Genomic DNA, 24,590 nt, shown 5'->3' with positions numbered 1-24,590 from the left:
TGCTGTCTCCAGCAAACAAAAAACAGGATGAACACTCATCCTGTTTTTTGTTTGTTATCTATGAAAACAATTCAGGCAGCTGATTAATCATTGTATAACCGCCAAGGTAAGCCATGACAACAACGATCAGCACACCAAATGCAGTTAGCCATACCGGATGGTTATAATCACCGACAATTTTCTTGTTATGTGCCGCAAGAAGGATTACACCAAGTGAAATCGGCAGGATCAAACCGTTTAGCGCACCCGCGAGTATAAGCAGTGTAACCGGCTGCCCAATTGATGCGAAAATCACCGTCGATACTGCAATAAATCCCACAATCAGAAACTTTTCATATTTCGCAAACAACGGACTGAACGTCTTGATAAAGGATACTGATGTATAAGCAGCTCCGACTACTGAACTGATCGCTGCAGACCACATTACCACGCCAAAGATCTTATACCCGATATTACCTGCTGCGAGCTGGAAGACAGACGCAGGCGGATTATCCGGGTTGATCTCAAGCCCTTGCGCTACGATTCCAAGAGTTGCAAGGAAGAGAAAGATACGCATAATAGATGCGATCCCGATTGCTGATACTGCACTTTTATTTACTTCAGGTATATTCTTTTTACCAATCAATCCTGCATCAAGCAGTCTGTGTCCGCCCGCAAATGTAATGTAACCGCCGACTGTTCCGCCGACAAGTGTAACAATTGCCAGGAAATCTACTGTTTCTGGAATAAATGAACGGGTGATCGCTTCTCCAATTGGCGGCTGTGACTGGAACATGACAAACACAGTCAGTCCAATCATCAGAAAGCCCAGCACCTGAATAAAGCGGTCCATGATCCGCGCTGCTTCCCGGACAAGGAAGATCCCAATGGCAATCAGCCCGCTGAATAAAGCACCCATCTCAGGCGAAACACCGAACAGTACATTTGTTCCAAGCCCTGCTCCCCCGATATTACCAATATTGAACGCCAGTCCACCAAGTACAACAAGTGCAGCTAAGACAATGCCAAGCCCCGGAAGCACTTCATTTGCGATTTCCTGAGCGCGTTTACCGGAAACTGTGATGATACGCCAGATATTCATTTGTACACCGATATCAACAATAATAGAAATTAATATGACAAACCCAAAGCTTGCAGCGAGCGTCTGGGTAAAAGTAGTTGTCTGAGTTAAAAAGCCCGGTCCAACGGCAGATGTCGCCATCAGAAAAGCAGCACCGAGCAGTATACTGCGGTTAGATTCTGGTTTTTTCATAGCTGTTATGTTCCTTTCATGATGTTTTAGAAGCTCAGGATGCCTTAAGCCGGCACTCTTTGTAGCTTAAAGGCATCACTGACTAAGATGTCGTTCCTATATTTAAAAAGATTCTTTATAAATTTCCCTGACATTCAAATTCATTTGTTACATAAGCACAATAACCATATTCTTCAGCAAGTGAGTTAAAGTGTGCTTTATATTCATCGAGTTTTTGGCGATAACTTTCTGCATATTCATTACGCTCATCGTCAGTTAAGGCTTTATCGAAACCAACCAGTGATTCAAGAAAATCACTTTTCAACTTATTCATAGAAACAACTTCTTTTTCATTAAAATCGATAGGAAATTTAACAAAGGAATCCAGTATGTTAGCCGCGTTTGGCCATTCGAAACTCTCCTTCTCCTCAAGCATGTAATCATATGTCAATTCATATCTCTCTATTTCGAGATATGTTGCACTAAAATAAGTAGACCTATCAAATTCTTCAAGCTCTGTAATGTTCATTTCCGCTTCTTTTGCTTCAGCCCAGAACACGAATGCCATAGCACCAAGTACTGCAGCCAAAATCCAACCGGCTATTGTTTTGAACACTGCTTCACCTCTGACCCATGAAATTTGTCATTTCAATATTTTCTTCTCTCAACCTGCGATTTATCTTTTCTGCAAAAGCCAGCGCATGCTTTCCATCACCATGAATACAGACTGTATCCGCCTCGATCCCGATGTCTTTACCATCCACATCACGCACAATACCATCTTTCACCATACGCACCACCTGTGATACAGCCAACTCATCATCTTCAATCAGGGCATTTGCCTGTGAACGTGGGGTTAATGTGCCATCCGGCTGGTAAGTCCGGTCCGCGAATACTTCTGAAGCAGTCTGTAGACCCACATGCTTACCTGCACGAATTAACTCACCACCGGACAGACCAAACAGAATCAGCTCCGGATCCAGGTCATAAACCGCTTTTGCAATCGCGTCCGCAAGCTTTGCATTTTTTGCTGCTGCATTATATAAAGCACCATGCGGCTTCACGTGCTGTAAGCTGCCTCCCTGCGCCTTCACGAAACCGTAAAGCGCACCGATCTGATATAGTGTCAGATCATAAGCTTCCTCTTCAGAAACATTGAGATTGCGCCGGCCGAATCCTTCAAGGTCAGGGAAACCTGGATGTGCGCCTATTGCAGTTCCATTATCAAGCGCCAGTTTAACCGTTTTTCTCATTACTGAAGGATCGCCTGCATGATAGCCGCAGGCAATGTTTGCAGAAGTAATATACTGTAGCACTTCCGCGTCGTTTCCCATTTTATATGCGCCGAAGCTTTCACCCATATCGCAGTTCAGATCTATTCTAAGCATCTAATCCCTCCAGTTTTGTTTCGATCATCCACTTCAGTTCCTGCCACTCTTTTTCCCGCTCTTTAAACAGGGCCTGGGCTTCCTGTACAGTCGTTTCTTCAAACCTGATCCCTTCACCCGGCTTCTTCTGAATCAGCGCAGGAAGATCTACTGAGGCGATTTGTCCGAATTTCGGGTAGCCTCCGAGCGTCTGTCTGTCTGCTAAAAGGACGATTGGCTGTCCGTCTGCTGGCACCTGAATTGTGCCAAATGCAACACCTTCAGACAGCATATCCCCCTCAGTTGAGCATTCGAGTTTCTCTCCATCAAGCCTGAAACCCATCCTGTCAGACTGCTTGGAGATTTTATATTCCTGCTGAAACAGGTGTCCTTTGCTTTCATCAGTAAAATCCTGATACTGTTTCCCCGGGATCACTCTCAGCGCAGTTTGATTGTAAACTTTGTCAGTGTAGGTGTTCGAAACAGACCATTTAACAGGATGTTTGGCTACTTTCCTAAGAAGCTCCTCTGATTTTGCACTGCGCTTTCCAATCTTAAGCAAATCTCCTTTTTCAAGACTGCGACCTTCAAAGCCGCCGATTTGCGCTCTTAAATAAGTAGATTTACTGCCAAGTACTTCCGGCACTTGAAAACCGCCCGCTACGGCAATAACGCCCCTGCAGCCAATTTTGGAAAACTTCATATGTAAGGTGCTTCCTTTTTTAACGGCTACAGGGCGCCAGAGTGGTGCAGGCTGATCATCGATTACTGCAGAAAAGTCAGCTCCACAGATTGAAATCAGTTGATCCTCCTGAAATTCAATAGTAGGTCCGGTTAACGTCAGCTCAAGCACTGCTTCATTTTCTTCATTGCCGACGAGCAAATTTGCAATTCGCAATGAGAATGTATCCATCACACCTGAGATAATCATTCCCGACTCCTGATGTCCTCTGCGTCCGTCATCCTGAATTGAAGACAGCAGCCCTGGGTCCATTACTTTAATCATCGCTGCCACTCCTCAAATTCTTTTTGTGTAATCGAATAAAACTCTATTTTGTCACCTGCACGCAGCAGGAATGATTCTTCTCTATCTAAATCAAACAGTTTTTCGGGGGTCCTGCCGATAATCTGCCAGCCTCCTGGCGTTTCAATCGAATAGACGCCTGTCTGTTCACCTGCAATGCCAACTGAGCCTGCAGGGATTGCTGCTCTTGGATTATCTTTACGCGGCGCTGCAATTGAAGGATCAAGTCCTCCGATATACGGAAATCCCGGCGCAAATCCAAGCATATAGACAGTATAGTCACCATTTTGATGACGCTTAATGACTTCTTCTGAAGAGAGGCCTGCATGTTCAGCGACCTCTTCAATATCCGGACCCAATTCCCCGCCATAGCAGACTGGAATCTTTACTGTTCGCTGTTTAGGCTTTCCACCACTTTTTGCAGCTTCTGCTCTTTCTTCTAAATAAGAAACAACATACTGATAAGGGTTCTCTTGATGAAGCAGTCTGGATAAATCGTAATGAACAGCAATAGAAGCATAGCCCGGTACTGCTTCAAACATCCATACCGGCTGTTCTTTCTGTATCTCCTGTTTCAAAAATTGAACATCAGCAAGCACCTGCTGACTGACTTCCTGTTTGAAATGGATCAGCACCGCCTGATCTCCAAGCGGATGGTAAGTCACATTCATCTAATCCCTCCTACTATCTGCAGAACCGTAAAAGACTGAATTTCCGTCAATCGTTCATACATCCATTTACAAGCTGTTCCTTACATGACAGACTATCGCAATGCTGATGTTCCTGCAAATCACATCAAAAAAATAAAGAGATGCAGGTTGCACCTCTTTACTTTTTACCCCAAATCATTAATATTAGCCACGTTACAATAAAAACGAGCAATCCTCCAGCCGTATTCATGATCAGATCATCTACATTGAAGCCTCTCATCCATACAATGCCCACGTACGATAGTGCAAGCTGAGTTGTTTCAATTAAGAGGCTAGAGAAAAAAAGAATCAGCGTTGCTTTAAAAAATCCTTTTTTAAATAGCGCGGCCAGGAAAAAGCCATAAGGCATAAACATAATAAAATTGTAAACTGTTAAGCTGGCATTCTGAAAAAATGAAATGCTTTGATGGTTTCGATAAGTCGCCCACTCGTCCAGAAAATATAATGGTTCAAGCTGTACTCTGACCGGTGAACCAATATCCGGTGGAAAATAAAAAGAACCGAGTGTGACGTGCACAACTGCTGTGACGTAAATCCAGAACAGGACCAGCATTACCTTGCCGGCATAGGAGTGTTTCTTCTTCTTTAAATCATTTAGTATTGCCATTATACCGATTACTGCTGCGATCACAGCCGCCGGCAGCACAACTGAAGTCATAACCTTCCCTCATTCCGTTCATCTACTATCATCCTATTAGATTAACCCAAAAAAATAAATAAAAACTTTATTCAGAAAATATGAAACTTTTTCCCTTTTTTAACGTCTATTACATATAAATGGATTTCAGGAGGGAGATTGATGATTCAGCTTGCCGGAAAATGGTCTGTCTACATATTTTTTCTTACTGCTATTTTCATTAGTATGATATTAATCTTTGCGTTTCTGTTTCGGGGAGAATTTATGGATTTAGTCATCGGGCTTTTTCAGTCACCTGTTTCAGATAATGAACAGGGAATTGCAGATTTAGTGAGGTTTTATGCTTATATCTAGAAATCAGAAAAGCCCTTAATGCTCTTCACCAGGTTGTGGAGCGCATTAAGGGCTTTTTATTTTTTTGGCTATGTTAAAGCTGGCTGTTGATTTCCGCTGCAGGGGGAACGCTTTCCGCAGGGCGTGAGGTGAGCCTCCTCAGCACGGGGCGCTTGCGGGGTCTCACCTGTCACGCTAATCCTGCTGGAGTCGTCCCCCTTCCGCTGCAACCACCAGCTGTGCTAAAACAATATTGGACTTTAACATAGCTATTTTGTTTAGAGCTGCTTGTAAGTTCATGGGGACTTTTCGTGAGTCCAGTGGGCGACTTTGTGAGTTCAGCCACTGCATTTGCAAGTTGAGCAAACCATTTAAAAGTTAAGTTACTTTTTACCTATCTTCTTAATTGCTTTAGTCCAGCGCAGACGCGATCTTGATGTCCTCCTCTTTTTATTATTGAGCAGTATATCCTCCATCCAGTGCCACGGCCTGACCCGTAATGCCTTTTGCCTGGTCACTGGCAAGGAACATTGTATAATCTGAGATCTCCTGGACATCCAGCAGGCGTTTTTGCGGGACAAGCGGGTAGATCACTTCTTCAATGACTTTTTCCAGAGAAACACCTCGGTTTTTTGCCAGGTCTTCAAGCTGGTTACGCACAAGTGGTGTATCAACGTATCCCGGGCACATCGCATTTACTGTAATGCCATACTCCGCACCTTCCAGGGCCGCGACTTTCGTCAGTCCAATCACACCGTGTTTTGCACTATTATACGCTGCTTTGCCGGCAAAACCGACCAGTCCATTGATAGAAGACATATTAATGATGCGTCCTCCACCCTGCTTCTTCATGATCGGGAAGACATGCTTCGTTGCAACAAATGGTGCTGTGAGCATGATTTTCGTCAGCAGCTCAAACTTTTCAGTTGGAAAGTCTTCAATCGCTGAAACATGCTGCATGCCGGCATTATTAATTAAGACATCCAGTCTGCCAAAGTGATCAACTGTCTGATTGATCGTATTTGTCAGCTGCTTCTCTTGTGTGACGTCGCATACGAGACCAAGGCTTTCAAACCCCTGGTCCTGTAAATCTTCTGCTGCTTTTAAAACAGCTTCTCTATTCATATCTGTTAATACAATTTTAGCGCCGGCTTTCGCAAAAGCGACTGCAATTTCATAACCAATGCCGCTTGCCGCGCCGGTAATATAAACAACTTTATCTTTGACCATCACAATTACCTCCAGCCATTAAATTCCTAAACCGAATGAGAACAATGCAATCGCAATTGCAAGTCCAATCAGCGGTACAATCACTGATACAGCCGCTACCGGACCGTATGCATCCTTATGCGTTTCACCACAAATACCACGGATCGTTGTAACCACATACCCGTTATGTGGCAATGAATCGAGCGCACCTGAAGAAATGGCTACTGTACGGTGCAATGCTTCCTGGTTCACACCTGCATCAATGTATCCAGGTGCAAGCAGCGGCAGCGCGATCGTCTGACCACCTGAAGCAGAACCTGTCATACCTGCAATGACGCTGACCGCGACAGCACCGCCAATAAGCGGACTCCCCGGGATACTCGCCATCGCATCTACAGCCGTTGTAAATGCCGGAACCGCTTTTGCCACTCCGCCAAAGCCTACAACTGCAGCTGTATTACCAATCGCGATTAATGCGCCAACTGTTCCTTCAGATAAAGCATGACTGACATTTGTGAAGAATTTTCTGTTCAGTAAATACGTCGAGATAATACCGCCTAGCAGCGCGATAATCAGCGCTGATGTTCCCAAATCATGATGGAAAATAAAACTGATTGCCAGCACGACAAGAAGTGGGATTAAGCCCATCACCGGATTCGGTAATGCACGATCTTCAACAGTCGGATCGTTTTCGCGAGCCTCAAACCGCTCACCTTTTCCAACTGCTTTGTTAATCATCTTCTTCAACCACCAGTAACCAAAAATCATCATGAATACCGCAACAAGAATACTCACTTCCCAGCCTGCATACTGAGAGGTATCCATATAATCCATTGGAATCCAGTTCTGAATTTCAGGTGAACCTGCAGACGTCATTGTAAATGTAACTGAACCGAATGCGAGAGCCGCCGGAATAAAACGTCTTGGCAGATCCGCTTCTTTGAATAAGCTCAATGCCATCGGATACACAGAGAATGCTACTACAAATAAACTTACGCCTCCGTATGTAAGTACCGCACAGGCGGCGACAATCGCGAGTACTGCATATTTCAAACCAAGCTTGCTGACAATCCATTTCGACACACTGTCAGCAGCCCCGCTGTCTTCCATTACTTTCCCAAAGATCGCGCCAAGCAGGAACATTGGGAACCACGACATAATGAAGCCCGTGAAACCGCCCATATAGCTAGTTAAAAAGTTAATTTCTCCTTCAGCAACCATTTGCGGAAACAATGGCAGACCGCTCATCACAGCAACGAACAATGCACATAGTGGTGCTGCCACAAGCAGGTTCATCCCCCTCATTGTGAACACAATCAGTAGCGTAAGACCGACAATCAATCCAATCATGCTTAACATTTTCCATCCCCCTTTTCATGTGAAAACATCATCCTCTTTAAAAAGCCTCTTCCTTAAAAGATTCATGAATAGTCAGCGTCGCCTCTGTGCAGGCTTTCACTTCTTCGGCACTCCATCCTTCAGCTGTTTCTATCAGCACGAGTCCAGTTTCAGTCACATCAATGACAGCACGGTCTGTGATCAGCCGGTTGACTACCCCTTTTCCGGTCAATGGCAATGTACATTCCGTCAGAACTTTTGATTCTCCGGCTTTATTGACATGTTCCATGATGACAACGGTCTTTTTCGCACCATGCACAAGGTCCATTGCGCCGCCCATCCCTTTGATCATTTTGCCCGGAATCATCCAGTTGGCAAGGTCACCATTTTCAGCCACTTCCATACCGCCTAATATCGCAATATCAATGTGACCTCCTCGAATCATGGCAAATGATTCTGCACTGTCAAAATAAGATGACCCTTTGATCGCGGTTACCGTCTCTTTACCGGCATTGATTAGGTCAGGATCTAGCTCTGCTTCTGTCGGATATTCCCCTATACCAAGCAGTCCATTTTCCGACTGCAGCACAACCTCCTTGTTATCAGAAATGTGATTGGCAATCAGCGTCGGCATGCCGATTCCAAGATTGACGTAAGACCCATCCTGAATTTCTTTTTCTGCACGCTTCGCAATCTTTTCACGTACTGCTTTTTTATCAAGTTCAACTGCCATGTAGATCCCTCCTTATCTCGTCGTTACTCGTTCAATGCGCTTTTCCTGTTTGCCCTGAATGACTCCCTGCACATAAATACCTGGTGTATGAACTGTGTCCGGGTCAATGTCACCAATCTCCACAACCTCTTCCACTTCAGCCACCGTGATACGACCGGCTGCAGCAATCATCGGGTTGAAATTACGAGCCGTTTTGTTGTAAATGAGGTTCCCTGCCCGATCACCTTTCAGCGCTCTGATAAAGCTGAAATCAGCCGTCAGCGCCTCTTCAAGCACATACTCTTTTCCGTTAAATGTGCGAACTTCCTTCCCTTCAGCAATCGGTGTCCCGACGCCAGCCGGTGTAAAGAATGCGGGAATTCCCGCTCCACCTGCACGGATTTTTTCAGCCAGTGTACCCTGCGGTGTGAGTTCAACTTCCAGCTCTCCAGCCAATACCTGTCTTTCAAACTCTTTATTCTCACCGACATAAGAACCAACCATCTTTTTAATTTGCTTATTTTTTAATAATCTCCCGAGTCCCCAGTCATCTACACCACAATTATTTGAAATGACTGTCAAATCTTTCACACCTGATTGTTCAAGTGCCAGTATTAAATTTTCAGGAATCCCGACAAGACCGAAACCGCCAACCATTATGACAGCACCATCCTGAACACCTTTCACTGCTTCCTCAAAATTTTGATAGATTGCCTTCAACACTCCCACTCCTTTTTGTAAACGCTTACTTTTATTCCGAAAAATAAAGCCACATAAATTGTGGCAAAATTATGACTGTTTTACGTTTTTCAGTTTACCTTGATCTCTTTAATAGGTAAAATGAATAATAATTATAATAACCATAGATAAAAGTTATAGGAGATTAAAAATGGATATTCGACAGCTACAATATTTTATCGAAGTGGCAAGGCAAAGAAGCTATACAAAAGCTGCTCAGACACTTCATGTCACCCAGCCAACACTGAGTAAGATGGTGAAAAATCTGGAGGAAGAATTAGAGGTTACATTGATTGATCGCTCAGCAAAGAGAATTTCATTAACTGATGCCGGAGAAATCGTCTTAATGCAGGCACAGAAAGTAGTGAATAGTATTGAGGACTTATCGATTTCTCTTTATGACACGATGAACGTCAAAAAAGGACGGATTACAATTGGCCTCCCGCCTGTGATCAGCACATTATTTTTCCCACGTATCATTGCAGCATTCCAGGAGCAATTTCCTGATGTAACGATTTCACTGACTGAGGTTGGTGCGCAGCGGGTTGAAGAAAAAGTGCTTGAAGGCGAAGTGGATCTTGGCTTTGTGCTGCTTCCGGTAGATGAAAATAAATTCAACGTCATTGAATTTGTCCACCAGGAAATCAAACTGCTTGTACATAAGTCACATCCATTGGCAAACAGGGATATGATTGATCTGATTGAGTTGAAACAGGACCCGTTTTTACTGTTAAGCAGGGAGTTTACGTTAAACAGCCGTACGATTGAAGTGTGTATTGAAGAAGGTTTTACGCCGCAAATTGCATATGAAAGTTCACAGTGGGATTTCATTGTGGGAATGGTCTCAAAGAACCTCGGGGTTACCCTTATGCCTGAGCAGATCGGCAAACGTGTAGCGGTTCCTGATGTCAGGATGGTGAATTTATCTAAACCTTTTCCATGGGTGCTTGGCATGATTTCAGCTAAAAATCGCTATATGCCTTATGCGACGAAGGAGTTTATCAAAACGGTGCAGGGGCTTCATGAAGGGTGGTAGGTTTTGTTGACCCGGTTCGAATGACCTCATGTACTGGATTTCCTTCATTGGAGGCAACATTTCCTTCCGGCTTAAAATTTATCCTTCATTTTTGGAAATGATTCCTTCAATGACTAAATTTATTCCATACTTTGTTTTTGACAGGTATTATTTCCTTCAGCAAATGTTTGAATTCTATTATGACGAAATAAGATTCCTTCATTTCTACGTATTTTCCTTCACCATGTTTAATGAGTGCGAACTAAATATCAATGATCAAATAATCTGATCACCTTTAAGATCCGGTTTCTTTTTCATCTAAGTATTTCTGGTACGCTTCAGCCACACGGTCCCTTTGCTTCTTGTTCTCCTGTGGCTTTATCATTTGGTTTGCATATAAAAATGCAAATGCAATGACGCCGCCTACATAAGGTCCGACACTCATAACCAGTCCAGTAGCAATAATTAACCCGACAATAAAATAACCAATCCACTTCATGCAATTTCCCCCTATGTAAATGTTCCCGTTTTCAGTCAATTTAGAACAAATAGTCACAATTTTGTCACTAGTGCAATGGATTCGTTTTGTGCAACTTTTGTGCAAACGCTTTCAATCAGACTATTATCACCTTATAATCCTAACCATACCAAACATTAGGAGGAATGTAAGTGAATCGCAAAAAGTTTCTTGCAGGATGGTTAGCATTTTTATTAGTCATATCTTTATTGCCAGTTGTGCAACCGTTTGCCCCAAACACTGCACAGGCAGAAAGCAATACATATTCAACACTGATTGTTCATTATGAGGAAGCGCCTGACTCCACTCAGGACTGGAATCTGTGGGTCTGGCCTGAAGGCGGAGATGGTGCAGTCCACGAATTTACAGGTGAAGATGATTTTGGAAAGATCGCGACCGTTGATCTTGAAGGTTCACATAATCGAATCGGCTTTATTGTAAGAACTGATACTTGGGAAAAAGACGGTGGTGACCGCTGGGCTGAGACTGAAGCAGGTGTTGCTGAAGTCTGGATTAAATCGGGTGATGACACAGTCTACACTTCCCCGCCGGACGGTGAATACCGTGAATTCCCTGAATTCAACGAAGTAGATGTAACGCTGCATTACTACCGATTTGACGGAAACTATGAGGGCTGGAACTTATGGGCCTGGCCTGAAAATAGTGATGGTCAGGAAGTCCAGTTTACAGATGAAGATGATTTTGGCTTAACTGCGAATTTTACCGTTTCAAGCGATGAGCTATTTAATAAAGTCGGCTTTATCGTCAAGAAAACGGAAGGTGAAAATGCCTGGGCTGATCAGGAGTTTGGCGACCGCTACATTACAAAAATCAATGAAGACGGTACTGCTGAAGTCTGGATTGTACAAAGCGATAATGGCATTTATTATGATTCGAAATATATCGATTCAACGCCCCGTATTGTGAGCGCTACGATTGATGAAGTAAATGAAATCACGTTAACGACGAACCTGCCGATCGATACGGCGTCTGAGGATCCAGGCATTACGTTAAATGGACTGACAATTGCAGATATCCGTCCTTTTGACGGCACAGATCCTGTGACGAACAAAGTGACAATCGAAACGGTTGAAGAGATTGATCTTACACAAACTTATACCATCGAAACAGACTTTTTCGGTGATGCGACTGTTCAGATCGGTAAAGTAGTCCGTTCAGAATCATTCGATGAAATGTACTTTTATGATGGTGATGATTTAGGTAACACGTATACAGAGGAACAAACTGATTTCCGCCTCTGGGCACCGACTGCAAGCGAAGCACGACTTGTTCTTTATGACTCGTGGGATGCCGCTGAAGGTGAAGAAATTGTCATGGATGCTGGTGAAAAAGGAACGTGGACAGCGTCAGTAGAAGGCGACCTTCACAACCAGCTTTACACGTATAAAGTAAAGATTGGTGATGAGTGGCGTGAAGCGGTTGATCCTTATGTACGATCTACTTCAGTAAATGGAAATAAAGGTGCTGTTCTGAACCTTGACCGTACAAACCCTGAAGACTGGGAGACGTTTTCTAAAGGAGAAAACCCTGAAGATGCAACAATCTATGAACTGCATGTAAGAGATCTGTCAATCCAGCCTGAGAGCGGGATTGACAACAAAGGGAAATACCTTGGTGTAACTGAAAAAGGAACGACTGGTCCTGGAGGCTATGCAACCGGACTGGACCACATTTTGAACCTTGGTGTCTCACACGTTCAGTTCCTGCCAATCTATGATTACCGTACAGTAGATGAAACAAACCTGGATACGCCTCAGTTCAACTGGGGATATGACCCGAAAAACTATAATACGCCGGAAGGTTCATACTCAACTGACCCATATGATCCTGAAGTTAGAGTGACTGAACTGAAGGAAATGATTCAGACGCTGCATGACGAGGACCTTGGTGTGATTATGGACGTTGTCTATAACCATATGTATGCTGTGAATGAATCGAATTTCCATCAGCTTGTACCAGGCTATTACTTCCGCTACAACGAGGATGGTTCACTTGCTAACGGTACCGGTGTCGGAAATGATACAGCTTCTGAGCGTAAAATGATGCAGAAATTTATCGTGGACTCCGTTTCATACTGGGCTGAAGAATATGAAATGGATGGCTTTCGCTTTGACTTAATGGGCATTCATGACACGGACACAATGAATGAAGTCCGCGGGGCTCTTGATGAAATCGACCCTTCAATCATTGTGCTTGGAGAAGGATGGGATCTGAATACCCCGCTTGATGCTGAACTGAAAGCAAATCAGAAGAATGCTGAAGACATGGACCGCGTTGCACATTTTAATGACACAATGCGTGATGGCGCAAAAGGAAGCGTGTGGGAAGATACTGACCCGGGCTTTATCAATGGTAAACAGGGTATGGAAGAGATCATGCGCCAAAGTGTAGCAGGCGGACTTGCCTATGACGACAGCTTTGCGACATACCGTGACCCTGATCAGGTCGTACAATACGTTGAAGCTCATGATAATCTGACACTGTGGGATAAGCTTGAGAAAACAAACCCTGATGCAACAATTGATGAAATGAAATCTATGCATAAGCTCGGTTCCTCAATCGTACTGACGTCTCAGGGAATTTCATTTATACATGCAGGTCAGGAATTTATGCGCACAAAAGGTGGCGACCATAACAGCTATCAGTCACCCGACAGCGTGAACCAGCTTGACTGGGAACGCCGTGCTGCATTTAACGATGAAGTGCAATATATGGCAGGCTTAATTGATCTTCGTCAGAACTATGATGCTTTCAGATTAACGAATGCAGAAGAGATTGAGGATCGTCTAACGTTCGCTGACTCCCCTGCCAATACAATCGCTTATACGCTACAGGAGAAAAAGAATCGTCACCTGTTTGTCGTTCATAACGCCAACAAAGACGCTATTTCAGTCACACTACCAGGTAAAGGACCTTGGAAAGTACTTGTGAACGGTGAAGAAGCAGGTACTGAAGTGCTTGATGTAGAAAAAGGTAAGACTGTAGAGGTAGATGGATTAAGCAGTATGGTGCTGTTGAAAAACGGTAAAATGAAATAATTGCGAGGCCCCTGATTCCCGCTGTGGGATCAGGGGGTTTTCATGTGAAGGGTTGTGGGGTCAAGCTGGAGATTTGTGAGGTCACGGTTGCTATTCGTGAGTTCAGTGATAGGGTTTGTGAGTTTAACCACTACTTTTGTGAGTTCAAGTAAATGTTTGCCAGATTCGTGACAAAAGATTCCCCCTGAAATATCCTGTCTAAAAATACTTTGTGAAACTATTCACAATTAAGGCTATATCCTTTATAATAAAATCAGAACATCATTCTACTTGAAAAGGTGTGTTGTGAAAATGGTAAAAGGTAATCGCGTAGCATTGATTGGAACAGGCTTTGTTGGCTCAAGTTATGCATTCGGTCTTCTGAATCAGGGCGTTGCTGATGAACTGATTATGATTGACCTGAATGAGGAAAAAGCAAAAGGTGATGTACTTGATTTAAATCACGGTAAAGTATTCGCCCAGCAATCACTGAATATTTCATTTGGCACATATGAAGACTGTAAAGATGTTGATCTCGTTGTGATTTGTGCCGGGGCTAACCAAAAGCCGGGTGAGACGAGACTGCAGCTTGTTGAAAAAAACCTGAAGATCTTCCATTCAATCGTCACACAGGTTGTAGACAGCGGATTTGACGGGATCTTTCTCGTGGCTACAAATCCGGTTGATGTCTTAACCTATGCCGTATGGAAGTATAGCGGTTTTCCAAAAGAGCGCGTAATTGGCTCTGGCACCATTTTAGATACCGCACGATTCCGTTACCTGCTCGGTGAATACTTCCAGGTGGCACCGCAAAACGTCCACGGTTATATCATTGGAGAACATGGTGACAGCGAGCTTCCTGTCTACAGCTCAGTTGATGTCGGAGGGGTCGCCGTGCTTGATATGATTAAGAAGCACCCTCAATATACGCAGGAGGATCTGGATGATATCTTCGTCAATGTGCGTGATGCTGCCTATCAGATCATTAACAGTAAAGGCGCAACGTATTACGGAATCGCCATGGGTCTAGTCCGGATTACCAGGGCAATTCTGCACAATGAAAACAGCATCTTAACGGTTTCTGCTCTGATGGAAGGTCAATATGGTGAAGATGATGTGTATATCGGCGTCCCTGCCGTGATTAATCGCAGTGGCGTTCGTGAAGTGATTGAGCTTAATTTAAGTGATAAAGAAAAAGAGCAGTTTGCTCACAGTGCAAATGTGCTGAGAGAGATTTTGAAGCCGCATTTTTAAGTGAAAAACCAGCTGTTGCACGGGCAACAGCTGGTTTTTTGATGGGGTTGGGTGGCACGACCAAGGTCGGCGGCGTAGGTCTTATTACACTTTTCTAAGAACCACCCTGTTTTTTCTACGAAGATTGATTATTTTCTAAGAACCATGCATGTTTTTCTCCGAACACCACGAGTGTTTCTAAGAACATCCTCAACTTTTCTACGAACCACCACTCCCCGGTCACACCTGCTCATACTGAACCCTATGCAGATTCGCAAAAATCCCATCCTTTTCAAGCAGCTCGGCGTGCGTTCCGTCTTCTGCGATCCCTTCTTCCGTCACGACTACAACGCGGTCTGCTTTTCTGATCGTTGCTAGTCTGTGCGCAATGACAAGCGTTGTACGTCCTTTCGCAAGCTCTTCAATGGCCCCCTGAATCATCGCTTCCGTTTCTGTATCAAGCGCTGACGTTGCCTCATCAAGAATTAAAATAGAAGGATCTTTCAAAAACATTCTCGCAATCGCAATTCGCTGCTTCTGACCACCTGAAAGCTTTAATCCGCGCTCCCCGATCTGAGTATTGTAACCAAGCGGAAGCCCGTCCACGACTGACTGCAGGTTCGCTTTTTTCGCAGCCTCCATGACCTCTTCCTCTGTCGCATCAAGTTTTCCGTAAGCAATGTTTTCACGCAGCGTTCCTGTGAAAAGAAAAACGTCCTGCTGGACAATCCCGATCTGACTTCTGAGCGACTCCTTCGTCATATCCCGGATATCGATTCCATCAATCTTGATGGCACCTTCTTTTACATCATAGAACCTCGGGATCAGCGAGCAAATCGTTGTTTTCCCTGCGCCGGACGGACCTACAAATGCAACGGTTTCCCCGCGATTCAGCTTAAGCGAAATGTCACTCAGTACACCCTTTTGATCATCATAGCTGAAGGATACATGGTCAAATTCAATCTCCCCTTCTAAATGATCAACCACTTTTGCATCCGGACGGTCTGTGATGACAGGTGCCTGGTCAAGCAAGTCTGTAAAACGTCTGAAACCGGCCATTCCTTTTGGGTACATTTCAAGCAGCGCACTGATTTTATCAATTGGTTTAAAAAGAACATTAATGTATAAAACAAATGCAACAAGCTCTCCATACGTCAGCTCGTTATTCAGGCTCAGATATGCCCCGAATACAAGGACAACAAGCACAATCAGGCGCGTCATGATATACATACCTGACAAACTGAACGCCATCACTTTATAGGCACCGACCTTCGTCTGACGGTAATGGCGGTTATCTGTCGTAAAACGTTTAATTTCATGCTTTTCATTTGTAAATGACTGAACAACGCGGGCACCTGAGACACTGTCTTCCACACGGGCATTTACTTCAGCAATATTGCCATACATCGCTTTCCATGCTGTATTCATTTTGATATTGGCATAGGTAATGAGCCAGATCAGGAACGGTACAACGATAATCGCAATCAGCGCAAGCTTCACATTAATCGTCAGCATAATCCAGAACGCCCCGATAAATGTCATGATGGCAATAAACAAATCCTCAGGTCCGTGATGCGCCATTTCACCGATATCAAACAGGTCGTTTGTGATCCTGCTCATAATATGGCCGGTCTTCGTATTATCAAAGAATGAAAACGACTGTCGCTGCACGTGTTCAAACAGCTCCTGACGCATATCAGTCTCAATATTAATTCCTAGTTTATGACCCCAGTAGTTTACAACGTACTGAAGAGAGGTACTTGTGAGATAGAGAAAAAGGAGTAAAAAACTGACCCAGGTGATTGCCTGCCAATTCCCCTCCGGCAGCAGCGTATCGATAAACCATGATACAGCAAGCGGAAAACCAAGCTCGAGAAGACCAACGAACACCGCACAACTGAAGTCAGCGGCAAACAGCTTTTTATGTGGTTTGTAGTAAGAAAAGAATCGTTTTAACATGATGTGTACTCCCTTGTGAAATATGTAACTATTATTTTACAGGAAGAAAAAGATAGTGCCACACATTTTTTCGGTTAACGAAACAAAATCGAGTCAAAATTGTCTGATACACTTTTTTGCTCTATAATCACTCTATTAAGTTGCGGCTTTACCTTTATAAAATCAAACCAGCGAAACCTTGAAGTGTGGAACGGAGACTCCCGACACGGAAAGATGCCGCATTATTTAAATACCATATTTATTTAGAGGAGGAATTCACGTGGAAAGAAATCACACAATGCTTCAATTCTTTGAATGGCACGTAGCTGCAGACGGGGATCACTGGAAGAGACTGAAAGATGCAGCACCAGAATTAAAAGCAAGCGGAATTGATGCAGTCTGGATTCCTCCGGTAACAAAGGGTGAATCACCTGATGATAACGGATATGGTGTGTACGATCTGTACGACCTTGGAGAGTTTGACCAAAAAGGTGATGTCAGAACAAAGTACGGTACGAAAGATGAATTGCATGAAGCGATTCAGTCCTGTCATGATCATGACATTCAGGTATATGTAGATGTGGTAATGAATCACAAAGCCGGAGCTGACGAAACAGAAACGTTTGAGGTGATTGAAGTAGATTCTGAAAATCGTCTTGAAGAGATTTCTGAGCCGTTTGAGATCGATGCCTGGACTAAGTTCACATTTCCTGGCCGCGATGACAAGTACTCTGACTTTAAGTGGAACTTCAATCATTTTAACGGTACCGATTATGATGCCAGAGAAGAACGGACAGGCTTTTTCAAAATTGTCGGCGAAGGAAAAGACTGGAATGATCAGGTCGATGATGAGTTTGGAAATTATGATTACCTGATGTTCGCAAACATTGATTACAATCACCCTGAAGTACGTGATGAGATGATCAATTGGGGTAAATGGATGTCAGATACACTGGATGCTGATGGCTACCGCCTTGATGCAATTAAACATATTAGTCATGAATTTATTGATGAGTTTATCAGACAGGTGAAGGAGCACCGCGACGGCAACTTCTATATGGTCGGTGAGTACTGGAACGAAGACATTGAGGCATGCGGAAGCTTCCTTGAAGAAACTGATTATCAGCTTGATTTGTTCGATGTCCAGCTGCATTACAAGCTTCACCGCATTTCAGAAGAAGGCCGTGATGCGGATCTTTCAACTCTGTTTGAAAGAACACTTGTCGGCGAATATCCGATGAATGCTGTGACATTTGTTGATAACCATGATTCCCAGCCTGGTGAGTCACTTGAGTCATGGGTACAGGATTGGTTTAAGCAGAGTGCCTATGCACTTGTACTACTTCGTGCAGACGGATATCCATGTGTATTCTATGGAGACTACTTCGGCATTGATGGTGAGAATCCGATTGAAGATAAGCGGGAAGCCATTGACCCATTGATTTTTGCACGTTTCCATCGCGCATACGGTGAGCAGGATGATTATTTTGATCACCCGGCTACAGTCGGCTGGGTGCGACGCGGTGTTGAAGAAATTGAAGGTTCAGGCTGTGCGGTTGTCGTAACAGTTGGAGACGATGGCGACAAGCGAATGTTCGTAGGTGAACATCGTGCCGGAGAAGAGTGGACAGATTTCACAAACTCGATTGATGAGCCCGTTGTGATTGATGATGAGGGCTATGGAACATTCCCAGTTCAGGCAGGCAGCGTGTCAGTTTGGGCTTTACCGGCTGAATAATGAAATTTAAATTCAAAAAAGGAAACTGGTGCCGTTTAGTAGGGCACCAGTTTCCTTTTTATCGTTTATCAGAAGTAGTCATTTCAGCTATAAAGCGAAGTTGTGCTGCTAAGCGTCGAAGTTAACAGGTTATACGCCGAACATGGCTGATGGAGTATCGAACATGACACCTCTAATGCCGAACAACAACAGCTTTTCGTCGAACCTTCCTTCTACGCCTCCTGACTGACCTCAGCCGGAAAATAAATATGATATAAACTGCGTACCGCTTTTTCAACATCAGCTACATTCACGCCGAACATCATACTGACCTCGCTTGAACCCTGGTTAATCATCTTGATATTCGCACCAGCTTCAGCCAAAGCCTGTGTTGCTTTTGATGCAATACCGATTGTCTGATTCATGCCTTCTCCTACCACCATAATCATTGCCAGATCACGCTCAACGTAAAGATCCTCAACCTGAAGTTCTTCGCGTATACGATTCAGCACGCGCGCTTCCTGACCGTTGTAGAGCTGGTGTGAACGCAGGATCACTGACATGTTATCAATTCCTGATGGCGTATGTTCATAAGAAACGCCTTCGTCTTCTAAAATCGCAAGCAATTTCCGCCCGAAACCGAGCTCTCTGTTCATCAGATATTTTGTCATGTTAATACTGCTGAATCCTTCATCGCTGGCGATTCCGATGACAGGATGCCCGTCCAGCTCACGGCTGTCAACAATTCTTGTGCCTTTTGCTTCCGGACGATTCGTATTCTTCACGCAGACCGGAATTTTTTTGTGCACAACAGGCTGCAGGGCCTCATCGTGAAACACTGAGAAGCCAGAGTATGCAAGCTCACGCATTTCACGGTAAGTCAGTTCCTTCAGTTCGCGTGGCTGATCCACCATTTTCGGACTGACACAATAGATCGAGTCCACATCAGTAAAATTCTCATATTCAGTCGCATCAAGGCCCGCAGCAATAATGGATCCTGTTATATCAGACCCGCCACGCGGAAAAGTGACAATATTCCCTTCATAGGAATAGCCGAAAAATCCCGGTATGACAAGGATTCCTTCAACTTCACGCAGTTTTGCAATTTCCGGATAGGCTTCCGGTAAAATCTGTGCATTCCCCGGTTCATCCGTGACGATCATGCCAGCCTGTTTAGGAGAAATATAAGTCGCTTTTCTGCCAAGTGATGTTAAGTAGGAAGTCATTACTTTAGCGTTAAGGTCTTCACCACTCGCTTTTAAACCATCAAGCAAGCGATCTTTTGACTGCCTGTACATCGAAATGACTTCATGCAGGTGACCTTCAACTTCAGTCATTAAAGATGAATCAAGCTCCAGATCTTCAATGATTTCATGGTACCTGCCAAGTACTGCCTGAAAAGCAGATTCATCAAAGTCACGTTTGCCAACGCTTTCAGCAAGGCGGATTAATAAATCAGTTGTTTTGGTATCTCCTTCATGTCTTTTACCAGGTGCTGAGACAATGACTGCTTTGCGATCAGGATCTGCTGCCAGAATAGAGGCGACTTTTTTATACTGTACTGCACTTGCGACTGAACTGCCGCCAAATTTTACAACTTTCATGAAGGCAAAACTCCTTTTTGTTTTAGCTCTGTTAGATTAGCTGATGATCTCCGCTTCAGGGGGACGCTTTCCGCGGCCGGGCGGTGAGCCAGCAGGCTTCGCCATAAGCCTCACACGTCCCTTCCTGCCGCAGGAGTCATACCCTTACACTTCGATCATCAGCTGTGCATATTAGAATGATGGGCTTTAATCATTTTGATAAATAAACTTCTTTTACCAGTTATTAATTTCATAAAAAACACAAATGTCCTTTTCATAAAAACACTTGTCTTTTCTGGAAAGATTTTAATGACAAGTATACAATGTTCACACTGCTATGTCACCCTTATTTGCTGAATATTTAATTTGATAACGCTTACAAATAATATTTTTTTAAATTCGGGTTGTATTGTTTAAAAAAGGGAAAGGTACAAGCATGACTTGATACAGAAAGGCAGTGAGAGAAGATGGGTAAAGTATTATTAACAGGTGCTTCAGGCGGACTTGGGACCGTTCTGGCACATTCATTAAAGGATGATTTCGACTTAGTGCTGACAAACCGTTCTACTTCTGAAGAACTTCCGAAAGAACTGCCGTTTATTAAAGCAGATCTAAATAATTATGAGGCAATCGAAAGTATTTTCAAAGAGCATGATATAGAAACTGTTTTGCACTTTGGCGGATTACCGGTGGAAAATGAATTTGAAGATATTCTGGATGCCAATATCAGAGGGACTTATCACATTTATGAAGCTGCCAGACAGCACGGTGTGAAAAGAGTGGTTTATGCGAGCAGTATTCATGCGGTCGGCTTCCTTCCTTCAGATGGTGCGCCTTATGATACATCAACTGAAACGCGTCCAGACACTTTTTATGGACTGAGTAAAGTATATAACGAGGATCTCGGTAAGCTTTATCACGATAAATTCAACATGGAAGTTGTGAACCTGCGTATTTGCGGATGTGTGGAACAGCCCGATTCGAGAGAGCATTTAATGATTTGGCTGAGTTATGCAGATCTGGATCAGCTTGTGCGTAAATCCATTACGGCTGAAATCAGTGAAGTGGTGACGATTTACGGGATTTCAAATAATAAACAGAGCTTCTTCACCGTAGATCCTGATAACCCGCTCGGCTATGCACCTGTAGATGATGCCAACGAATACCTTGAGGAACTTCCTGATGCATTCGGTCACCCGGATGATTACAAATTTGTAGGCGGACATGAGTTTGTAAAAAAAGATGCTGCTGAGGATTAAATAAAACAAGCTGTCGGGGATCAGAACCCGACAGCTTGTTTTATTATGAGAGAAGCAATTTCAACTGCTTCCCTTCTTCACTGTAATCCCCTTTAAAATCGCCTATCCCCGGGATGTTGACTATTCCCTGATTCATGACAGGCTTTTTATTCAGGTTCAACTGTAATTTATCAGCATGCAAAACTGACTCTGTATAATGAGTCAATGCAGGCTGGTTAATCAAGTACTCCTGTTCCTGGATCTGCATCGTTACAAAATACTGATGCAGCAGCTGATGATCGACATTCACCATATTCATCGGATCAAAGAATACAGCCCTCATTGGTCCTTCAATTGTCAGCTGGTAACCATCAAAATCTGAAAAAGACTGAATGGTTTTCTGTCTGGATTCCTGGACAAGCTGATAAATCCTCGCTGCTTCGTTACTCATATCCCCCTCGGAATTATTGAGCACCTCATCACACAGACCAGCCTTTTCTTTTAAACAGTCATACAGCGTGCAATCTTCATAGAAATACTTCTGCTTCCACTCAGGAAATATCTCATCAAGCAGTAAACATAGTGCCAGACCTGAGCTATAACAGCTTTTTCGTAAATGCAGACCGGCTTCCTCGTGATGTAGAAGCTTTTCTTTATAACAGTTTTCTGCATCTCTTTGTTGATGAAGTGATGCATACGCCTTCATTTCAACATACCAGGCCGGGCCTTCTATCGTTTCAATCAGGTTTTCATATTCGAGAGATTCTCCGAGTAATTCTTTTCTTTTTTCTCTTAAAGTAATAAAGCGTTTTAAATGTGCACGCTTTTCATCAATTGAAGAGGCATCCAGCGTTGAACGAAGTGCAGTGCGCTCTTCCAAACGAAGACCGATGTTCTCTTCAAGAAGAGGATACTGTACGCCCAGCAATTCATCAGGGAACCTTTTTTCGTTCATTAATGTTTGATAACCATGGAAAAGCTCATGCACTAATACAGGGTACGTATCTTCCAGAGAATCTGGTTTTTCCACATTGACAATCGCCGTTGGCACGTCTTCAAACAGGATCAGCGTATTTCCCACAAAGCGCTTATCCCATTCAAAAATCAGCGGCTCGTCCTCTCCCTGGCAAACTGGATGATTAAATAAATAAACATACTCCTGACTATAGATCGCATACGCAGTCAGTCTGAACCCCGGCCACAACAAGTCCAAATTTGCCGTTTCCAGCTTTTCTTTAAGTTTTCTAGTAAAATGAATCATCTGGGCACCTCCATTTCTCTCAGTCTTCATCTTTTACATCATAGCTTTCAGGAATCGGTTCAATTTTCCATTCCTCAAGCAGTTGTTTCATCTTCTCCACTTGTTTCAAGTGCTGATTAAATTGCTCTTTATTCACTATATATTGCTGGCCATCATAGACAGCTTTAATTTTATTTTCATAGATCAGCTGCAAAATCAGCTGTTCAGACATTTCCAGATAGGCTGCTAATTCTTTCGTTGTGAGATACATTTTTTACACCCTTCATATGTCATGTATATTTCTATCATGCACATAGGTAATTATACACTTAAACCCTCTAAATATCACCTTTTAAATTTTGATGCTGTACGACATGCACGTGACAAATTCACTATTTTCCCACAATTTAAAAGCAGAGCAGCACTGTATAAACCCCGAGAGTGCCCTCTGCATGTATTCCCGCTATTCATTATGATAATCATCTTATAATTTGTCACTCATTAACTCTATCGTTTTTTCCCATGTTTCCTGAATAAAATGGCGGTATGGTGTTTCCGGTAAATCAGCTACAGCTGCTTTTGCTTTTTCTGCAGATGCAAGTGCCGCTTCCGGGTCACCTTTTTCGATCAGACAAAGTGCCAGATAAGCATCTGCTGTTGCCATCATAGACAAATCGAATGGATGGTGGGCAAACCCTGTATCTTTAAACTGTATAAGTTCTTCATACGCTTCTTCATATTTCCCAAGACCATAAAGCGCACTTCCACATTCCAAATGAAAATATCCACCGTCTTCTGTTGCACTGAACTGCTCAGCCTTCTTAAGCTCTTCAGTCATTTTGAGGGCTTCTTCATGTTTCTTTAGATAGAAGTTTCTATAATGAATTTCAACAAATATACTGCTGTATAGACCGTCATGGTGCTCTGTAAACTCAGCAAACTGCCTCGATTTCTTAAGCGTATACTGTCTTTTTTCTTCATCCCCATTTAATAATGCATGAAAAGAAGCCAGACGGTAGATATCATCCATCAGATAATAAATATTCTTCCTTTTTGAAAAGGAGATAATCTCTTCAAGTAGGTTTTCTGCCTCTGTATATTTCCCTACTGCAGATAAAAGGGCAGCTTCCAAGTGATCTGACTCGATTTGGACAAGTGGATCAGCAAGCAACTCCTTCTTTTCATATTCATATTTATATGCGATCAACTGTTCAAGCGCATATTCATATTTGTGTGCTCTGAAGTGCTCCATCACCATTCTGAGTTGCACTTTATAAACGTTGTGATTGAGTCCGAGTGCCTGGTAATCATTCATTGCAATCTGCAGGTACTCCATCCCTTTTTCGATCTGCTGTCTGTTTTGATAAATTCTCCCGGCCAGCTCACGTAACCTCGCTGTCTCATAAGTTTTCGGAAGATCTCTTTTAAGGGTCTCCTCCAGCTCATTTTGAATCGCTTTATTTAGACGTTCATATTCCTCTAACGAAACGGCATTGTAAGCCTTCCGTATCTCTTCTTCTATCTCCACAAGTTTCTTCTTCATCTCTTCGCTTGATTCTTCAGTCAGCAGCACCTGCACATTCACACCAAGCTGCTTTGCAATATGCTGAAGGCTTTCCATCGATGGGTTGGACCGCCCATTTTCAATCAGACTCAGCATCCCTTTAGACATTGCCTCTCCGGCAACATCCACAAGGGTCATTTTCTTTTCTTTACGTAACTTTCGTATGCGTTCACCCAGACTGCTCATGCTGTTCACCCTCTTGTCGATC

General features: G+C 43.5%; 22 protein-coding genes. 6 read left to right on the top strand and 16 right to left on the bottom strand.

Translation table 11 applies throughout. The features are described from left to right. Positions 1–58 precede the first annotated feature (58 nt). The 6 genes from E2626_RS09295 to E2626_RS09270 form a co-directional block, all read right to left on the bottom strand. Positions 59–1,252, bottom strand: a complete 1,194-nt coding sequence (locus tag E2626_RS09295) for an NRAMP family divalent metal transporter (protein WP_134381467.1) — start codon at positions 1,250–1,252, stop codon at positions 59–61. A gap of 115 nt (positions 1,253–1,367) precedes the next feature. Next, complete coding sequence (locus E2626_RS09290; protein WP_134381466.1) at positions 1,368–1,847, bottom strand: hypothetical protein; 480 nt, start codon at positions 1,845–1,847, stop codon at positions 1,368–1,370. A 4-nt stretch (positions 1,848–1,851) separates the two neighbouring features. After that, entirely contained in the window at positions 1,852–2,619 is a 768-nt protein-coding gene (locus E2626_RS09285) for a 5-oxoprolinase subunit PxpA (protein WP_134381465.1), read from the bottom strand. After that, positions 2,612–3,604: a 5-oxoprolinase subunit C family protein gene (locus E2626_RS09280; protein ID WP_134381464.1), complete on the bottom strand. Its 993-nt coding sequence runs from the start codon at positions 3,602–3,604 to the stop codon at positions 2,612–2,614. The genes E2626_RS09285 and E2626_RS09280 overlap by 8 nt, the downstream gene beginning before the upstream one ends. After that, positions 3,601–4,293, bottom strand: coding sequence for a 5-oxoprolinase subunit PxpB (gene pxpB, locus E2626_RS09275; RefSeq protein WP_134381463.1), 693 nt, complete (start codon positions 4,291–4,293; stop codon positions 3,601–3,603). The genes E2626_RS09280 and pxpB overlap by 4 nt, the downstream gene beginning before the upstream one ends. A gap of 157 nt (positions 4,294–4,450) precedes the next feature. Further along, complete coding sequence (locus tag E2626_RS09270) at positions 4,451–4,990, bottom strand: VanZ family protein (protein WP_134381462.1); 540 nt, start codon at positions 4,988–4,990, stop codon at positions 4,451–4,453. A gap of 141 nt (positions 4,991–5,131) precedes the next feature. Between E2626_RS09270 and E2626_RS09265 the strand changes: the two genes are divergently transcribed. After that, positions 5,132–5,323: a hypothetical protein gene (locus E2626_RS09265; RefSeq protein WP_134381461.1), complete on the top strand. Its 192-nt coding sequence runs from the start codon at positions 5,132–5,134 to the stop codon at positions 5,321–5,323. A gap of 432 nt (positions 5,324–5,755) precedes the next feature. Here E2626_RS09265 and E2626_RS09260 read toward each other — a convergent pair whose 3' ends face one another. Genes E2626_RS09260 through E2626_RS09245 form a run of 4 tightly spaced genes read right to left on the bottom strand, consistent with a single transcriptional unit; the run spans position 5,756 to position 9,281 of the window. Continuing rightward, a complete protein-coding gene (locus E2626_RS09260) occupies positions 5,756–6,532 on the bottom strand; it encodes a 3-hydroxybutyrate dehydrogenase (protein ID WP_134381460.1) in 777 nt (258 codons plus the stop codon). Positions 6,533–6,550: 18 nt separating this feature from the next. Continuing rightward, positions 6,551–7,870, bottom strand: a complete 1,320-nt coding sequence (locus E2626_RS09255; RefSeq protein WP_134381459.1) for a GntP family permease — start codon at positions 7,868–7,870, stop codon at positions 6,551–6,553. A gap of 37 nt (positions 7,871–7,907) precedes the next feature. Then, the gene (locus E2626_RS09250) at positions 7,908–8,582 is read right to left on the bottom strand and encodes a CoA transferase subunit B (RefSeq protein WP_134381458.1); all 675 of its coding nucleotides are present in this window, start codon (positions 8,580–8,582) and stop codon (positions 7,908–7,910) included. Between the two features lie 12 nt (positions 8,583–8,594). Beyond that, positions 8,595–9,281 (bottom strand): CoA transferase subunit A, encoded by a 687-nt coding sequence (locus tag E2626_RS09245; protein ID WP_134381457.1) that lies wholly within the window; start codon positions 9,279–9,281, stop codon positions 8,595–8,597. A gap of 169 nt (positions 9,282–9,450) precedes the next feature. Here E2626_RS09245 and E2626_RS09240 point away from each other — a divergent pair, with 169 nt between their 5' ends. Next, complete coding sequence (locus tag E2626_RS09240; RefSeq protein WP_134381456.1) at positions 9,451–10,335, top strand: LysR family transcriptional regulator; 885 nt, start codon at positions 9,451–9,453, stop codon at positions 10,333–10,335. 274 nt (positions 10,336–10,609) lie between these two features. On the opposite strand, the gene E2626_RS09235 is transcribed toward E2626_RS09240, so the two are convergent. Further along, a complete protein-coding gene (locus E2626_RS09235; RefSeq protein WP_134381455.1) occupies positions 10,610–10,813 on the bottom strand; it encodes a hypothetical protein in 204 nt (67 codons plus the stop codon). A 170-nt stretch (positions 10,814–10,983) separates the two neighbouring features. Between E2626_RS09235 and pulA the strand changes: the two genes are divergently transcribed. Both pulA and E2626_RS09220 read left to right on the top strand, forming a co-directional pair. Further along, positions 10,984–13,890, top strand: a complete 2,907-nt coding sequence (gene pulA, locus E2626_RS09225) for a type I pullulanase (protein WP_208528133.1) — start codon at positions 10,984–10,986, stop codon at positions 13,888–13,890. 291 nt (positions 13,891–14,181) lie between these two features. After that, the gene (locus E2626_RS09220; RefSeq protein WP_134381454.1) at positions 14,182–15,123 is read left to right on the top strand and encodes an L-lactate dehydrogenase; all 942 of its coding nucleotides are present in this window, start codon (positions 14,182–14,184) and stop codon (positions 15,121–15,123) included. Between the two features lie 219 nt (positions 15,124–15,342). Here E2626_RS09220 and E2626_RS09215 read toward each other — a convergent pair whose 3' ends face one another. Beyond that, entirely contained in the window at positions 15,343–17,061 is a 1,719-nt protein-coding gene (locus E2626_RS09215; RefSeq protein ID WP_134381453.1) for an ABC transporter ATP-binding protein, read from the bottom strand. 259 nt (positions 17,062–17,320) lie between these two features. Here E2626_RS09215 and E2626_RS09210 point away from each other — a divergent pair, with 259 nt between their 5' ends. Continuing rightward, positions 17,321–18,778 carry an alpha-amylase gene (locus tag E2626_RS09210; protein ID WP_134381452.1) on the top strand — a complete coding sequence of 486 codons (1,458 nt, stop codon included), beginning with the start codon at positions 17,321–17,323 and terminating at the stop codon, positions 18,776–18,778. A gap of 212 nt (positions 18,779–18,990) precedes the next feature. Here the strand turns inward: E2626_RS09210 and E2626_RS09205 are convergent, their stop codons facing one another. Next, positions 18,991–20,361 (bottom strand): aspartate kinase, encoded by a 1,371-nt coding sequence (locus E2626_RS09205; protein WP_134381451.1) that lies wholly within the window; start codon positions 20,359–20,361, stop codon positions 18,991–18,993. A 446-nt stretch (positions 20,362–20,807) separates the two neighbouring features. Between E2626_RS09205 and E2626_RS09200 the strand changes: the two genes are divergently transcribed. Beyond that, positions 20,808–21,599: an NAD-dependent epimerase/dehydratase family protein gene (locus E2626_RS09200; protein WP_134381450.1), complete on the top strand. Its 792-nt coding sequence runs from the start codon at positions 20,808–20,810 to the stop codon at positions 21,597–21,599. A gap of 43 nt (positions 21,600–21,642) precedes the next feature. Here the strand turns inward: E2626_RS09200 and E2626_RS09195 are convergent, their stop codons facing one another. From E2626_RS09195 to E2626_RS09185, 3 genes are all read right to left on the bottom strand, one after another. Continuing rightward, positions 21,643–22,839 carry a peptide ABC transporter permease gene (locus E2626_RS09195; RefSeq protein WP_134381449.1) on the bottom strand — a complete coding sequence of 399 codons (1,197 nt, stop codon included), beginning with the start codon at positions 22,837–22,839 and terminating at the stop codon, positions 21,643–21,645. 19 nt (positions 22,840–22,858) lie between these two features. Further along, positions 22,859–23,089 (bottom strand): excisionase family DNA-binding protein, encoded by a 231-nt coding sequence (locus E2626_RS09190; RefSeq protein ID WP_134381448.1) that lies wholly within the window; start codon positions 23,087–23,089, stop codon positions 22,859–22,861. 213 nt (positions 23,090–23,302) lie between these two features. Beyond that, entirely contained in the window at positions 23,303–24,568 is a 1,266-nt protein-coding gene (locus E2626_RS09185) for a helix-turn-helix domain-containing protein (protein ID WP_134381447.1), read from the bottom strand. Between the last annotated feature and the right edge of the window lie 22 nt (positions 24,569–24,590).

Origin of the sequence: Jeotgalibacillus salarius (assembly GCF_004405125.1) — a bacterium.
Classification (GTDB): Bacteria; Bacillota; Bacilli; order Bacillales; family Jeotgalibacillaceae; genus Jeotgalibacillus; species Jeotgalibacillus salarius.
Note: the sequence above shows the minus strand (reverse complement) of the source record. Positions and strands in the feature narration are given on the sequence as shown.

Coding starts and splice junctions, on each gene's coding strand:
- E2626_RS09195 (WP_134381449.1), bottom strand. CDS start 22,839: ATGATTCATTTTACTAGAAAACTTAAAGAAAAGCTGGAAACGGCAAAT.
- E2626_RS09250 (WP_134381458.1), bottom strand. CDS start 8,582: ATGGCAGTTGAACTTGATAAAAAAGCAGTACGTGAAAAGATTGCGAAG.
- E2626_RS09185 (WP_134381447.1), bottom strand. CDS start 24,568: ATGAGCAGTCTGGGTGAACGCATACGAAAGTTACGTAAAGAAAAGAAA.
- E2626_RS09260 (WP_134381460.1), bottom strand. CDS start 6,532: ATGGTCAAAGATAAAGTTGTTTATATTACCGGCGCGGCAAGCGGCATT.
- E2626_RS09265 (WP_134381461.1), top strand. CDS start 5,132: ATGATTCAGCTTGCCGGAAAATGGTCTGTCTACATATTTTTTCTTACT.
- pxpB (WP_134381463.1), bottom strand. CDS start 4,293: ATGAATGTGACTTACCATCCGCTTGGAGATCAGGCGGTGCTGATCCAT.
- E2626_RS09200 (WP_134381450.1), top strand. CDS start 20,808: ATGGGTAAAGTATTATTAACAGGTGCTTCAGGCGGACTTGGGACCGTT.
- E2626_RS09240 (WP_134381456.1), top strand. CDS start 9,451: ATGGATATTCGACAGCTACAATATTTTATCGAAGTGGCAAGGCAAAGA.
- E2626_RS09220 (WP_134381454.1), top strand. CDS start 14,182: ATGGTAAAAGGTAATCGCGTAGCATTGATTGGAACAGGCTTTGTTGGC.
- E2626_RS09215 (WP_134381453.1), bottom strand. CDS start 17,061: ATGTTAAAACGATTCTTTTCTTACTACAAACCACATAAAAAGCTGTTT.
- E2626_RS09285 (WP_134381465.1), bottom strand. CDS start 2,619: ATGCTTAGAATAGATCTGAACTGCGATATGGGTGAAAGCTTCGGCGCA.
- E2626_RS09280 (WP_134381464.1), bottom strand. CDS start 3,604: ATGATTAAAGTAATGGACCCAGGGCTGCTGTCTTCAATTCAGGATGAC.
- E2626_RS09205 (WP_134381451.1), bottom strand. CDS start 20,361: ATGAAAGTTGTAAAATTTGGCGGCAGTTCAGTCGCAAGTGCAGTACAG.
- E2626_RS09235 (WP_134381455.1), bottom strand. CDS start 10,813: ATGAAGTGGATTGGTTATTTTATTGTCGGGTTAATTATTGCTACTGGA.
- E2626_RS09255 (WP_134381459.1), bottom strand. CDS start 7,870: ATGTTAAGCATGATTGGATTGATTGTCGGTCTTACGCTACTGATTGTG.
- E2626_RS09270 (WP_134381462.1), bottom strand. CDS start 4,990: ATGACTTCAGTTGTGCTGCCGGCGGCTGTGATCGCAGCAGTAATCGGT.
- E2626_RS09190 (WP_134381448.1), bottom strand. CDS start 23,089: ATGTATCTCACAACGAAAGAATTAGCAGCCTATCTGGAAATGTCTGAA.
- E2626_RS09295 (WP_134381467.1), bottom strand. CDS start 1,252: ATGAAAAAACCAGAATCTAACCGCAGTATACTGCTCGGTGCTGCTTTT.